The following is a 12,155-nucleotide window of genomic DNA, read 5'->3' on the forward strand; positions in this document are numbered from 1 at the left end:
ATCAACACCAAATCGGGCTAAAACCTGGTGGGCAAAATCTTTTATCAGGCCTTTGCACCGGATGGTAGCCCCGTGTAGTGTTATCTACTTACTCTTGCTGAGCAGTTGTCAATTACCCAATACCGTACTCCAGTCGACCAACCGGCCCCTGCCTGTTTCCTTTGCGGGTCAATCGGATTCGACGGGAATTACCCGTCAGAACTGGCGAACGTTCTTTGCTGATCCCCAACTGACGCAACTGATCGACACCGCCCTGACCAGTAATCTGGATCTGCGCATTGCCACGCAACGAATTGAAATGGCGCGAGCCTCCTTCACGTACAGTCAGGGGGCGCTGGCCCCCCAGGTCAATGCCGTGGCGTCGGCGGGAGTAGACCGATACGGGCAGTACACCATGAACGGGGTTGGGAATTTTGATACCAACTTATCGGATAATATTCGGGGCAATCAACTGACACCCAATCCCACGCCCGACTATTTCCTGGGTGCCCGCAGTAGCTGGGAAATCGATATCTGGGGGAAACTTCACAACCGAAAAAAAGCGGCCTACCTGCGCCTGCTCGCGTCGGAGAAGGGCCGTCATGCCGTAATAACCGCCCTGGTGGCTGAAATTGCCCGGCACTATTACGCGCTACTGGCCTTAGATGGCGAACTGGAAATTCTCCAGAAAAACATTGATTATCAACAGAATGCGCTGGAGCTTGTCCGAATTCAAAAAGAAGCAGGTCGGGTAACCGAGCTGGCCGTTCAGCAATTCAGTGCTCAATTGCTAAATACCCGAAGCAGGCAAGGGCAGGTTCAGCAACAAATTGTGGAGAACGAGAATCAGATGAATCGACTACTGGGTCGGTATCCCCAACCCATTGCCCGGGGAAAATCCCTCCAGGATCGCAAGCTTCCCGGCCAGGTACGGACGGGCATCCCGGCGCAGATGCTGGTTCGCCGACCCGATATTCGGCAGGCTGAACTTGATCTTCAGGCGGCAAATTTTGATATCGACGTCGCCCGCGCTGAATTTCTGCCCAGTCTGAACCTGACGGCTTACCTGGGCCTGAACGCCTTCCGAACGGGGGTGCTGTTCAACCCGGCGTCCATTGCTGCGGGTTTACTGGGTGGTTTGTCGGCCCCCATCCTGAACCGGCGTTCGGTGAAAGCCAACTACCAGCAGACGGTGGCGCAGAGCCGGGAATCGTTGTATCGGTATCAGCAGGCTATTCTGACGGGTTTCAGCGAGGTATCGACTCAACTGCGGGGCGTCGAGAATTACCGTTCGGTGGCCGAGTTGCAGGCGCAGGAAGTAGCCGTTTTGGAACAGGCCGTCTCGACCTCGAACGATTTGTTTCGGGGTGGATATGCGTCGTATCTGGAAGTCATCACGGCTCAACGGAGCGTCCTGGAAGCCGAACTGGCCCTTATTAACACCAAGCAGGCCCAATTTCTGGCAATAACGGATCTGTATCGGGCGCTGGGTGGAGGCTGGGAGTAGTGGTAGAATACGCTCGAACAAAACTATAATTTTACCTGGTGTCAATAAATCTAGATTATTGTGAATAAGCCTAATGAATCCAAAACCCTATTCATCCATCAGCGTCCCCAATGGTTTATGTTACTGCTTTTCTTCCTGCTTAGCGCAAAAGCGGACCAACCCGCAGACCGAATCATAGGCCGGTGGCAATTTCCTTCCAAGGGATCTAGCGTTGATATTTACCGAAAAGGAGGTCTTTACTTTGCCCGAGTAGCCGAGGTTGACCAGGCAGGCGAGCAAAACTTCGGCTTAATGAAAGATAGTCTTCTCATCCGCGACCTTCGTTTCGATGGAGAGGTTTGGGCTGGGGGACGCTTAATTCACCCAAAGACCGGGATTTCCTTAAACGCTGAGGTACAAATGTCCAGGCCGCAGGTCATTAACGTAACCATCTACAAAGGCATCAAACTGCTTCATCGGAAATTCATAATGACTCGCCAGGAAAAGCAATAGCGTTTTGCCGCGTTCCTGATAAGTCGCCTTTCACATCTGCCAGCTGTTGTCCTACGCAACGGATCACAGATACCATTCATAGTCTGCCCATTCGTCAATATCGGTTAGCTCATCGAGTCGGACGTAGGTCAGGTCATGTTGTAAAATAGCCAGTTCGGTGCGCTGGCAAGCTCCGGCAGACTCCAGGGCATCTCCTGAAATAAAAACGGGCGAGGCCGATTCATCCCCAGTAAATAGTAGCCCCCATCGGTAGCCGGACCCATGACTACGTCCACCGTATCGAGTACCCAACACGTTCAAAAAACAATCATCTTGTCTCAAGGTTAATCTGATAGCCGACCGTTCGGTTTGCCAATTTGTAACCTACCAAAAACGGTTGATCATGAAACTAACTTATTCGCTGATTTTTTGCCTCATCGGAGGCCTACTACTATTCCTGGCTCCTCCTCTTCTGGCCCAAACGTCGTCCACAATGCCCGGTGCCACGTTAAAGGCTAGTGGCGTGAAGACGGGGAGCAATCTGGCACTCAGCGCGGCCCAGTCGCCCGACCACACGACCCTGCTCCAGTTACTAAAAGCGTCGGGCTTACTCGAGCAAGCATCAGGCCAGGGTCCCTATACCGTATTTGCCCCCAATAACGGTGCGTTTTCGGCGCTGTCAAAGCCTTCGTTGTCCGAACTATTGCTACCATCAAGCAAAAATCGGCTCATTAACCTACTCGCTTACCACGTTGTAAAAGGTCGGATAACCTCAGACCAGTTGAAAGATGGTCAGACGCTAACCAACCTGACAGGTCAGATTTTAACCATTCATAAACAGGAGAATTACATTACGGTTAAAGACGGACGGGGCACTGTCGCTGATGTAATTCAGGCCGACGTTAGAGCCACCAATGGGGTGGTGTATTCGATCAACAAAGTACTCCAGCGCGATTCGCCTAAAGGCCCCATTGTTCGATAACTATTGCCCAGTTCGACTTAGTCGCATCGCACGCCTTTATGCCTATCCGCCTTCGCCAGTATTGGCAACAATTACAGGAATCCCTCAGGTTTGTACCGGGTCTACTGGTTCTGGCTTCGTTTGGACTAGCCTATGGCCTTGTAGGGTTTGATGCCCACACCAGTTGGCATGGCGAAAAACAATTCCCGCTCCTCTTCGCGTCGGGGGCTGATGGGGCCAGAGGTATGCTGTCGGCCATTGCAGGCTCCATGCTGACCGTAGCAGCACTAGCCTTTTCGCTTACCCTCGCTACCATTTCACAGGTAAGCAGCCAGTATTCGCCCCGAGTGCTGCGTAACTTCATGCGCGACCGGGTCAATCAGGTCGTTATGGGTTATTTTGTCGGGGTATTTTCGTACTGCCTGATTGTGCTGGGTACCATCCGGGGCACCGATGAGGTGAAGTTTGTACCATCTACGGCGGTTTTGGCGGGTCTGTTGCTGGCTCTAGGGGGCGTAGCAGCCCTGATTTTCTTTATTCATCATATTGCCGAATCGCTACAGACGGGAACGATTGTCCAACATATTTTTCACGAAACCAACAAAGCCATCGATGAGTTGTTTCCCGACCAGTTTGGCGAACCCATTGATGATCCACAAAAGGCGAAAGACGCCCTTGACTACGCCGACGAACAGGCGGGCTGGCGACCCGTTATCGCCAGGCAGACAGGCTATCTCCAGCAAATCAATACGGACGGTTTGCTAAGCTGGGCGACCCGGCACCGAGTAGTATTACGAATTGAGAAAGAGATGGGTGCCTTTATCGGGGAAGGCTCTGTGCTCTTTAGTGTTCGCAGTGGCATGGAGCGGCCTGAGCCCGAGGAAGCCGATTGGCCCAATGACCTGATGGACTATGTCAGCATCGGGCGACATCGCAATGTAGAGCAGGACGTCGCATTCGGTATTCAGCAGTTAGTGGACATTACCTCGGCGCGGTTGGCGAACGGCTGGCTCGCCGTGAGTTTCCAGCCCGGTTGCGCTCCGACGGGAAACACCTGCGCGTACTGGTACGGAGTACCGATTTCGAGGGTTACATCCGGCTGGCATTTGACCTGCCTCGCATTAATGCAAAAGGCAATCACGCCGTGTTTCGACGATTGCTTCGGGCACTGTCACTGGTTTATGTGGCAACTTGTTCCGACGAACGCAAACCCATTCTGCGGCAGCAAGCGGAATTGCTCATGGATTATACCAACCAGACGCTGGACACCGATTACGAAAGCAGCAGGTGCGTGATCTCTATAAAAAACTCATGAAAACCTGGTCCTGACCGGCTGTTCATCCAATGGAAGAATTCATCAAAGCCGCTACGCTCCTGCTGGCCCGCTGGATTGAAGCGGGTGCGGCTATTGTCATTGCCTCCCTGCGGTCGTTGGGAAACTTTTTATACGCGATCGTTACCGACCGAAGCCTGATGGTTCCCAAAGAAGAAATCCGGTTATCGCTGGGTCGTTCGCTGGCCCTGGCCTTATAGTTGGAGTTGGGCGCCGATATTCTGAAAACGGCTGTTGCCCCAACCTGTAATGACATTGGCCTGCTGGTGGCTATTGCCGTACTGCGAACGGCGATCAACTATTTTCTGGAGCGCGAACTACGTAACGCGGAGAAGCGGGGTGACACCCAGCGGGAAAAGCCCATACCAAACTAAACTACAGCCTGAATATGATCCCTGAACCAGTTCTGCTCGGTTTCCAGCGTGTACTCAGCTTAGGCTACGGCGAGTGTGAAATTGATTAAGATTTAGTCCGTGACGGAAGCGTTGAAATCAAATCTATTTAGTAGCATAAAGATAGTCGCTGCCTGTAAACCAGTATGCTTGTTGCCATCCTGAAAAATATGATTGCTGATTATGTTGAATAAATACACGCCTGCTTTCTGATAAATTTCTGGATAAAGTGGTTCACCAAACATTTCGGCTTGTACAGCTTCCAGTAAATAATCCAGATTTTCTTCATACAGAAGGTTGCCGCCAAATAGATGTACCTGATTATGATTAATGGCAATAACCTCAGCTTTCGTCAAATAAATCATCTTAAGCAAAGGCTTCCCACACCGCCTTATATTTAATTGAGGTTTTAGCCAGTAGTTCGTCAAATTTCTCGTTACGTTGTTTTTCCGAGGCAAGAATGGTATCCAGCAACTGATTCAGATCATCATAATAATTTTCAGGAACCATCTGCATCTTTTTAACCAGCTTCTGTTTTTCTCCAGCGTTGTCATACTCCTTCTGTTTTAGCAAAAATACACAGTATCCGGAAGTTCTCCGCGTTGGGTATCGGGCAGCTGCGTTGGCGCATAAATGCTGTTACGTTTGCTTTCCGGAGTGTTTAGCCCGCAACCTCATTCTAACTGAATTCTAAGGTTTTATTAAGTCCTGTCTAAGTCGCCCGGTGTTATTTAAGTATTAATCAGGCTGTAACAGTCTGTTTATCTGTTTCTAACGACTATTAACGATACGTAACAATTCGCGCTTGAATTACTTTGGATCGCATTGTTACCATACCGATGACAATCATGACTACCGAACAACACAAAAAACAGGAAACCAGCCTAACAAAGCCCAGTTCCAGATGGATGCTTGTCCTTTATGGCGTACTCATTTTATTGGTACTTGGCTTGGGCTATTTACTGTACAAGAATACCCAATTGACCAAAGACTACACTCAGGAGCGCGAAGCCCTGCGCAGTTCCGTCCAGACAAATCAACGCGCTGTTGACCGCCAGCAGCTTATGTTCGGTATGAAAACATTCGTCTGGGCGGTACGTAATGCCCTGTTGCAGAACAAGCCGGGTGAGATTAACGAGTATTTCAACACGCTGGTGAAAGATAAAGGCGTTCTGGAAGTTTTGCTGGTTGACCCTGCCGGGAAAGTGACGATTTCGACCAATAAGAAAAATCAGGGAATTGGTTTCGCCAGCCGCTTTCCAACGTATTTACTTCAGCAGCAAGACGTTTATTTTAACGATAAAACCCCATATGAACTGTCGGCGCCTGTTACCGGCCCCAACAAGCGTTTGGGAACACTGGTCATGTTTTACAAACCCACGCCAATCCTTACGGACTCAACGACTAAGCGCTAAGCTGCCCGTCTGACTTGTAAACGGCTCTCCTAACCTAGTTCTAATTGACCATCCTTATGGAAACAGAAGCGCATTCATCCAAAACGAATAAAGTCCTCCTGCTACTTGGTCTGCTTCTGCTCGCCCTTGGTGGCGTTTATTACTGGAGTCAGTCGCTCCAGCCCGATGCTACCAGCGCTCAGGCTAAACCACAGGCGGACTCGTCGCAAGCGGATAAAACGCAGTTAAACGAGCAATTAGACGCACTTCGTAGCCAACTGGCGGACGCCAAGCAGGAAAACGCTTCGTTAAATGATCAACTCAATGGATTGAATGACTTATTAGAAAAGGCTTACGACCGGCTAGGCGTTTTAGAAGGAGCCCGCATTAATCGAATGTTTCCAGCCGTACCGGAAACCAATGGTGTTGACTCCGGGCAACTTCGCGACAGTTTATCGAATCAACTGGCCCTCATGCGTGGAAAAGAAGATCGGCTAAGCGAAGTCAATCAACAGAATCGGGAATTGCAGCAAGCGATCAACCAACGGGACGCTAAACTAAAAACGATGGTATCTACCTCAGCCGTTACGGGGGATGCCTTCCAGGTAAGTCTCTTGAAATCAAATCAGAAAGTAACAGCGAAAGCCAAAAAAGTAGACGCGCTGAGTCTCTCGTTTACGGTACCGGCTGAACGACATCTGGAGGGTACGAAGGACGTTTATTTAAGCCTGGTCCATGAGGCGGGCCGATCACCGGCGAGGCCGCTGCCACTGGCCACCATCACCCTGCCATCCGGCAACCTGATGATACCCGTTGATGAGATTCAAACGGTTAAGTTCACCGGAACGAAACAGCAGATAAATTTCAGGTTTCATCCAACGGTAGCGCTTGAGCCGGGTACCTATCGGGCGTCCGTCTATACAAACGATGCCTATCTGGGATCAGTAACGGTTCAGTTGCGGGACAGTTTCTGGTTTTTTTAGGAAGAAAATAAGCAGGAGTTGGAATTATACGGCTGCCTTTGTTGTGCCTGATCCGATATCGGCCATCAGTAAACTTTTACACTTAATGTTATGCTGTTACTATGGACTTTTCTCCAGCCGCCACGGGTCAACGAACCACCTTTTACCGTCAATGATGCGCTAATCTTATTCTGGCACACCGTTCGCGATTTTATGAAAGGGACCGTCGAACGGCTACCCTACCTCATCGTTGGCGCGGTGGTATTTATGCTGTTCTGGCTGCTGGGAAAAGGCATCAAGAAACTGATTAACAAAGTAGCTGTTCAGAGCCACTCCATTAACGATACGCTGGCCAGCCTGGTGAGCCGCATCGCCAGTGCATTTATTAGCATTATCGGTTTCCTGGCCGCCTGCGTGGTTGTCTTTCCGTCGTTCAAACCCGGTGACATTATTGCGGGCCTGGGCGTTACCTCGGTGGCCATCGGCTTTGCCTTCAAAGACATTCTCCAGAACTTCTTTGCCGGTATCCTCATTCTGTGGCGTCGGCCGTTCAAAGTCGGCGATCAGATTCGGGTCAATAATTTTGAAGGAACCGTTGAGGAAATCAACATGCGCTCGACGCGGCTGAAAACCTACGATGGCGAGCGGGCCATTCTGCCCAACGGTGACCTCTATACGAGTTCGATTCTGGTTCGGACGGCTTATCCAAAACGCCGGATCAAATTTGTGGTGGGCATCGGCTACCCCGATTCTATCGAAGAGGCCAGGAGCGTTATTCACCACGTACTGAATGGTATCGAGGGCGTTCTGAAAGACCCGGTTCCCTGGGTATATGTAACCGAACTGGCGAGCTCGTCGGTAAACCTGACGGTTTTCTTCTGGGTCGAATCCCAGCAGGCCAACGCCCTGAAAGTAAGCGATCAGGTGGTGACGGGTATCAAACTGGCCCTCGACAAAGCCAGTATCGACATGCCCTTTCCCCATACGGTGGTCTTGCTGGAAAAGCAACCCGATGCCGATGGGCCGGCTATCTTATCGCTTCCGGCGGCTAAAGCAAAAGCCGCTCCCTCGTTAAATGGTCAGAACGCATGAGCGACGTAGCAGCAACTATACACGATTGGGTTTTCAAGGGTTGGGAAAGCATCGGGCGCGTCGTGTTCGTGGGGATACTGGCCTACATCGGTCTACTTTTTTTTCTGCGCATTTCGGGAAAACGTACTCTCTCGAAGATGAACGCCTTTGACCTGGTAATAACGGTGGCGCTTGGTTCCACCTTTTCAACCATTATTATATCCCGGCAAACGGGCTTGGCCGATGGCCTCACCGCGTTGGTTCTGTTGGTTACGCTGCAGTATAGTGTTGCCTGGCTTTCCATTCGATGGCCCTGGTTTCAGCGCATGATTAAAAGCGAACTTACCCTGCTGTTTCACCAGGGATGTTACCTCTGGCAGGCGCTGCGCCGGGAGCGCGTGGCCGAAGGTGAAGTCCTGGCGGCCATACGCGGTTCAGGCGTTGCTCATCTCGACGACGTAACGGCGGTTGTACTGGAAACGGATGGCTCGTTTACCGTTATTCAGAACAAAATCGACACTTCGGCAACCAGTCTCCAGAATGTCCAGCCCCTCCCTACGGATAAAAATCAGGTGTGATACATAGACTTTTATTAATGGAACATAGATCTTCTTTTTCGCGCCGGGTGGCTATGGCGGCCTTCATTACGTTGCTGATAGCGGCCCTGTTCTGGCTGATTGGCTACGCGGCCAGCTTTTTCTTTCTGGTATTTGGCGGTATTACTTTCTCGGTAATTATCAGCGCCATGGCTCATTTTATCCAGCACAAAACACCGTTGTCCTATGGGGTGTCGGTGGCAGTTGTGCTGCTCCTGCTGGTCGGCCTGATCGGGGGTACCATCTGGGGGTTGGCCCCAACCGTCAGCCAGCAGGCCAATGACCTGACCGAATCGCTGCCCAAATCGGTCGATCAATTAAAAATGACGTTACAGGAAACTAAGTGGGGCAGGAAATTGCTGGCTGGCATTCCAGAAAACCCAAGCGATCTGCTTTCATCAGGTGGACCAGGCAAAGGGGTTCTTTCGGAGCTAACGGGTATCTTTTCGGGTACGCTGGGCGGTCTGGTCAACGTACTGATTGTGATTATCACCGGGATTTATTTAGCGTTTAATCCCGGCACTTATCGGAAGGGGTTCGTGCGGTTGTTCAACCCGTCGTATCGGAATCGGCTGCTCGACGTAATGGACAAATGTTACTCGACACTGAAAAACTGGTTTATCAGTCGAACCATCACCATGACGGTGGTGGGCGTAGTGACCGGAATCGGACTGGCGTTGCTGGGTGTTCCGTTCGCTATTGTCCTGGGTATCATTGCCGGGATGTTGAACTTCATTCCCAACCTGGGGCCTTACCTGGCGCTGGCTCCGGCCCTGCTGGTGGCCCTGCCCCAGGGTACTGAGTACCTGCTATACGTTTTTGCCCTCTACATGGGGGTGCAGTCGCTTGAAGGGTATGTACTGACGCCCTTGCTGGATAAAAAATTCGTATCGCTGCCCCCCGCCCTGCTGTTGTTCGGGCAGGTATTGATGGGCATTCTGGTGGGTCTGGTCGGGGTGCTGTTTGCGTCCCCGCTGATTGCCGTTCTGATGATTATCGTGGAGGAATTGTACGTCAAAGACCGGCTGGAACAGAAAACCTAGCTCATTTTTAGTTAAACCAATGTCTAATAAAAAGCTCAACAAGATGAAAACGATTAAACACATCAGCCTAAGTCTGGGTATCGCCATTGTCCTCAATGCCTGCACTCCTAAAATGGCTTTTACAACCTCGTCCGTGGTTCCCGCAGCGAGCGGAACCATCCATGTAAAAAAAGATAAAAACGAGAACTACACCCTGAAAGTGAACGTGCATAATCTGGCGGAGTCTAAAAACCTGACACCATCGAAAGGCAGTTATGTGGTTTGGATGAAGCAGAATGACCGGTCGGTGAAGAAACTGGGACAATTAAACCCTTCCGGCAAAGCCCTCACCGCAGCTTTAAACGCAACGGCGGTTGACAAACCTCAGGAGGTATTCATCACCGCTGAAGATAACGCTGAGATTCTGTATCCAGCGGGTCAAACGATCCTGACAACCGAAAAGTAATAGAGTGACTACGTTACATTTTTTAATTTTTATAACCCTATGGAAAGCAAAGACAGAGAAGACATCATCCGGGCCAAACAGGCCATTTCACCGAACGGACTGGAAAACCAGTCGGCCGAAGGACACAGTGGCGTAGGCAGTGAACAACCCGTCAGCGATTTACCAGATGAAGAGCTGCCGAACGACGATCTGAATGAGGAATACACCGATGGACCCGACGAGCCGGGCGAAAACGTTCGGATGATGAATCCCAACCGGAACCCAAACGATAAGCCAGATATCGACAAACCGGCCTACAATTAAACGGACCGCCTGTAGTATTTTGGCGTAGTAAAAATCAAAACGGTGGCTTTCCTGCTCAGGATAAGCTGCCGTTTGGTTAGCCGTTTTACAGATATGGGCGTGGCTATGCTGGCGATTCTGAACGCGGTTCGGGTCCAGAATCTAACCTTTAATTAAGGATCGGCGCAATGTTATTAAGTCATTAAGTGTTCGTAGTGATTGGCTAAGACTGGTTTACAACCCCAAACTTGTATTCATACTTATTAGAGAAGCATTAGAATTAGCCGATTTTAAAACTTTCCCTGTTTTCGATGGTTAATAAATAAGGTACAGTTTATACTGACTGATCTGTTCCGTTGACCTGTTTGTACCGGAATTGCTGCGCAAATCCAATAAAACTGAACCACTTACCTTTAAACTCAACGCAATGACTGATCAACCACTCAACGATACAAATCTGGAAAATCTTGATAAAGACACCCTGCTCGACCTGGCCAACCAGGCCCATGCGCAATCCATCTCGATTTTCATACCAACGCATCAGCGCGGTAAAGAAGTCAACGAAAGGCAGGACGTAATAGCCTTCAAAAACCATGTTCAGCGTGTCCAGCTGGCGCTCGAAGCGCAGTCGCTACGCAGCAATGAGGTTAACGAGTTAATGCAGCCATTGGAAAACCTGCTGGATGATACGCAGTTCTGGCGGCATCAGCAGCAGGGACTGGCTGTATTCCGCAACCCGGATTATTTCGCTGTTTTTCAAAGTCCTATTCCGCTGGAAAACAGCTGCAGACTTGATACCAGCTTCTATGTGCAGCCTTTACTGCCTTTTGCGCAGCGCTCGCCCGTATATTGCCTGTTGCAGATTGGCAAAAACGGCATTAAACTTTTTAAAGCCGATACCTACTCCATTACGCCACTGGAGCTGACCGATTCGATGCCATCGGGGCTGGAGGACGTAACAAAATACTACGATTTTGAAGAGGAGTTACAGGGACGTACCAAAGGCCGTAGTGGGTCGATGGCCATGTACACCAGCAACGAGAATACCGAAAGCAAAGAAAAAGACCACTTACTGGCCGACTATTTCCGGTTAATCGATACGGCTGTCGTTGCCATGATGGGCACGCAGAATCTGCCGCTTGTGCTGGCATCGGTAGCGTATTTTCAGCCGATCTATCACGACATAAACACGTATCCGCACCTCCATAAAGAGGGCCTGACGGGAAATTTCGACCATACGCAGCCACAGGAACTGCACCAGATGGCGCATGAACTGCTCGGTGATTCCATTGAACAGGACAAACAGCGATGTATTAACCAGTATCAGAACAGCAGCGGCAGCGACCTGGTATCGAGCAATGACCGGGAACTCCTGAAAGCGGCCGTAACCGGACGCATCGACACGCTCTTTCTGAAAACGGATGCCAGCCTATGGGGGCATTTCGACGAGAACACGATGAAGGCGACTATCCACGAAGAAAAGCAGGACGGCGACGAATCGCTGAGCGAAAAAGTAGCGCTGCTCACCCTCCGTAATGGTGGCCAGGTATACGTCATGGATGAGGTTAACCTGCTGGAAAATCAGGAGCCAGTCGATATGGCGGCCTTGTTCCGGTTTTAACGGCCTTCTGTCGAACTAGAGTTGCCCAGGCCCAATCGGTGGAGAAAACAAATCTGATGTAACGGGTTTGTTTTCTCCACCAATTGGAATCTTCTATA

The 12,155-nt window shown here is 50.4% G+C and carries 16 protein-coding genes and 1 pseudogene; 14 read left to right on the forward strand and 3 right to left on the reverse strand.

Annotation, left to right across the window (positions count from 1 at the left end; translation table 11 throughout):
- Positions 1-61: 61 nt before the first annotated feature.
- Together ACYVGO_RS32530 and ACYVGO_RS32535 are read left to right on the forward strand one after the other, a co-directional pair.
- Positions 62-1,486, forward strand: coding sequence for a TolC family protein (locus tag ACYVGO_RS32530; RefSeq protein WP_460972962.1), 1,425 nt, complete (start codon positions 62-64; stop codon positions 1,484-1,486).
- 60 nt (positions 1,487-1,546) lie between these two features.
- A complete protein-coding gene (locus ACYVGO_RS32535) occupies positions 1,547-1,978 on the forward strand; it encodes a DUF2147 domain-containing protein (RefSeq protein ID WP_460972911.1) in 432 nt (143 codons plus the stop codon).
- Between the two features lie 63 nt (positions 1,979-2,041).
- Here ACYVGO_RS32535 and ACYVGO_RS32540 read toward each other — a convergent pair whose 3' ends face one another.
- Positions 2,042-2,299 carry a hypothetical protein gene (locus ACYVGO_RS32540; protein WP_460972912.1) on the reverse strand — a complete coding sequence of 86 codons (258 nt, stop codon included), beginning with the start codon at positions 2,297-2,299 and terminating at the stop codon, positions 2,042-2,044.
- A 61-nt stretch (positions 2,300-2,360) separates the two neighbouring features.
- Here ACYVGO_RS32540 and ACYVGO_RS32545 point away from each other — a divergent pair, with 61 nt between their 5' ends.
- From ACYVGO_RS32545 to ACYVGO_RS32560, 4 genes and pseudogenes are all read left to right on the forward strand, one after another.
- On the forward strand, positions 2,361-2,939 hold the full coding sequence (locus ACYVGO_RS32545) for a fasciclin domain-containing protein (protein WP_460972913.1): 579 nt from the start codon (positions 2,361-2,363) through the stop codon (positions 2,937-2,939).
- A gap of 38 nt (positions 2,940-2,977) precedes the next feature.
- A pseudogene (locus tag ACYVGO_RS32550) lies at positions 2,978-4,233 on the forward strand (DUF2254 domain-containing protein).
- A 29-nt stretch (positions 4,234-4,262) separates the two neighbouring features.
- The gene (locus ACYVGO_RS32555; RefSeq protein WP_460972914.1) at positions 4,263-4,451 is read left to right on the forward strand and encodes a hypothetical protein; all 189 of its coding nucleotides are present in this window, start codon (positions 4,263-4,265) and stop codon (positions 4,449-4,451) included.
- Positions 4,452-4,625: a DUF1622 domain-containing protein gene (locus tag ACYVGO_RS32560; RefSeq protein WP_460972915.1), complete on the forward strand. Its 174-nt coding sequence runs from the start codon at positions 4,452-4,454 to the stop codon at positions 4,623-4,625.
- A gap of 92 nt (positions 4,626-4,717) precedes the next feature.
- On the opposite strand, the gene ACYVGO_RS32565 is transcribed toward ACYVGO_RS32560, so the two are convergent.
- Together ACYVGO_RS32565 and ACYVGO_RS32570 are read right to left on the reverse strand one after the other, a co-directional pair.
- Positions 4,718-5,008 (reverse strand): type II toxin-antitoxin system death-on-curing family toxin, encoded by a 291-nt coding sequence (locus ACYVGO_RS32565; RefSeq protein ID WP_460972916.1) that lies wholly within the window; start codon positions 5,006-5,008, stop codon positions 4,718-4,720.
- Between the two features lies 1 nt (position 5,009).
- Complete coding sequence (locus ACYVGO_RS32570; RefSeq protein ID WP_460972917.1) at positions 5,010-5,216, reverse strand: hypothetical protein; 207 nt, start codon at positions 5,214-5,216, stop codon at positions 5,010-5,012.
- Between the two features lie 275 nt (positions 5,217-5,491).
- On the opposite strand from ACYVGO_RS32570, the gene ACYVGO_RS32575 reads away from it, so the two are divergent.
- The 8 genes from ACYVGO_RS32575 to ACYVGO_RS32610 all read left to right on the forward strand — a co-directional run bounded on the left by ACYVGO_RS32575 (position 5,492) and on the right by ACYVGO_RS32610 (position 12,057).
- A complete protein-coding gene (locus ACYVGO_RS32575) occupies positions 5,492-6,058 on the forward strand; it encodes a hypothetical protein (protein ID WP_460972918.1) in 567 nt (188 codons plus the stop codon).
- A gap of 56 nt (positions 6,059-6,114) precedes the next feature.
- A complete protein-coding gene (locus tag ACYVGO_RS32580) occupies positions 6,115-7,020 on the forward strand; it encodes a hypothetical protein (protein WP_460972919.1) in 906 nt (301 codons plus the stop codon).
- A gap of 90 nt (positions 7,021-7,110) precedes the next feature.
- Positions 7,111-8,091 carry a mechanosensitive ion channel family protein gene (locus tag ACYVGO_RS32585; RefSeq protein ID WP_460972920.1) on the forward strand — a complete coding sequence of 327 codons (981 nt, stop codon included), beginning with the start codon at positions 7,111-7,113 and terminating at the stop codon, positions 8,089-8,091.
- The gene (locus tag ACYVGO_RS32590; RefSeq protein ID WP_460972921.1) at positions 8,088-8,648 is read left to right on the forward strand and encodes a DUF421 domain-containing protein; all 561 of its coding nucleotides are present in this window, start codon (positions 8,088-8,090) and stop codon (positions 8,646-8,648) included. Before ACYVGO_RS32585 ends, ACYVGO_RS32590 begins: the two co-directional genes overlap by 4 nt.
- A 17-nt stretch (positions 8,649-8,665) precedes the next feature.
- Positions 8,666-9,709 (forward strand): AI-2E family transporter, encoded by a 1,044-nt coding sequence (locus tag ACYVGO_RS32595; protein WP_460972922.1) that lies wholly within the window; start codon positions 8,666-8,668, stop codon positions 9,707-9,709.
- Between the two features lie 19 nt (positions 9,710-9,728).
- Positions 9,729-10,154 carry a hypothetical protein gene (locus ACYVGO_RS32600; RefSeq protein ID WP_460972923.1) on the forward strand — a complete coding sequence of 142 codons (426 nt, stop codon included), beginning with the start codon at positions 9,729-9,731 and terminating at the stop codon, positions 10,152-10,154.
- Positions 10,155-10,193: 39 nt separating this feature from the next.
- Positions 10,194-10,457 (forward strand): hypothetical protein, encoded by a 264-nt coding sequence (locus tag ACYVGO_RS32605; protein ID WP_460972924.1) that lies wholly within the window; start codon positions 10,194-10,196, stop codon positions 10,455-10,457.
- A gap of 406 nt (positions 10,458-10,863) precedes the next feature.
- Positions 10,864-12,057, forward strand: a complete 1,194-nt coding sequence (locus ACYVGO_RS32610; RefSeq protein ID WP_460972925.1) for a baeRF7 domain-containing protein — start codon at positions 10,864-10,866, stop codon at positions 12,055-12,057.
- Positions 12,058-12,155 lie beyond the last annotated feature (98 nt).

The sequence above is a fragment of the Spirosoma migulaei genome, assembly GCF_054776855.1.

Excerpts from the sequence above, each read along its gene's own strand:
- ACYVGO_RS32575 (WP_460972918.1), top strand. The coding sequence starts at position 5,492 with ATGACTACCGAACAACACAAAAAACAGGAAACCAGCCTAACAAAGCCC.
- ACYVGO_RS32555 (WP_460972914.1), top strand. The coding sequence starts at position 4,263 with ATGGAAGAATTCATCAAAGCCGCTACGCTCCTGCTGGCCCGCTGGATT.
- ACYVGO_RS32545 (WP_460972913.1), top strand. The coding sequence starts at position 2,361 with ATGAAACTAACTTATTCGCTGATTTTTTGCCTCATCGGAGGCCTACTA.
- ACYVGO_RS32610 (WP_460972925.1), top strand. The coding sequence starts at position 10,864 with ATGACTGATCAACCACTCAACGATACAAATCTGGAAAATCTTGATAAA.
- ACYVGO_RS32600 (WP_460972923.1), top strand. The coding sequence starts at position 9,729 with ATGTCTAATAAAAAGCTCAACAAGATGAAAACGATTAAACACATCAGC.
- ACYVGO_RS32605 (WP_460972924.1), top strand. The coding sequence starts at position 10,194 with ATGGAAAGCAAAGACAGAGAAGACATCATCCGGGCCAAACAGGCCATT.
- ACYVGO_RS32580 (WP_460972919.1), top strand. The coding sequence starts at position 6,115 with ATGGAAACAGAAGCGCATTCATCCAAAACGAATAAAGTCCTCCTGCTA.
- ACYVGO_RS32530 (WP_460972962.1), top strand. The coding sequence starts at position 62 with ATGGTAGCCCCGTGTAGTGTTATCTACTTACTCTTGCTGAGCAGTTGT.
- ACYVGO_RS32590 (WP_460972921.1), top strand. The coding sequence starts at position 8,088 with ATGAGCGACGTAGCAGCAACTATACACGATTGGGTTTTCAAGGGTTGG.
- ACYVGO_RS32565 (WP_460972916.1), bottom strand. The coding sequence starts at position 5,008 with ATGATTTATTTGACGAAAGCTGAGGTTATTGCCATTAATCATAATCAG.
- ACYVGO_RS32585 (WP_460972920.1), top strand. The coding sequence starts at position 7,111 with ATGCTGTTACTATGGACTTTTCTCCAGCCGCCACGGGTCAACGAACCA.
- ACYVGO_RS32595 (WP_460972922.1), top strand. The coding sequence starts at position 8,666 with ATGGAACATAGATCTTCTTTTTCGCGCCGGGTGGCTATGGCGGCCTTC.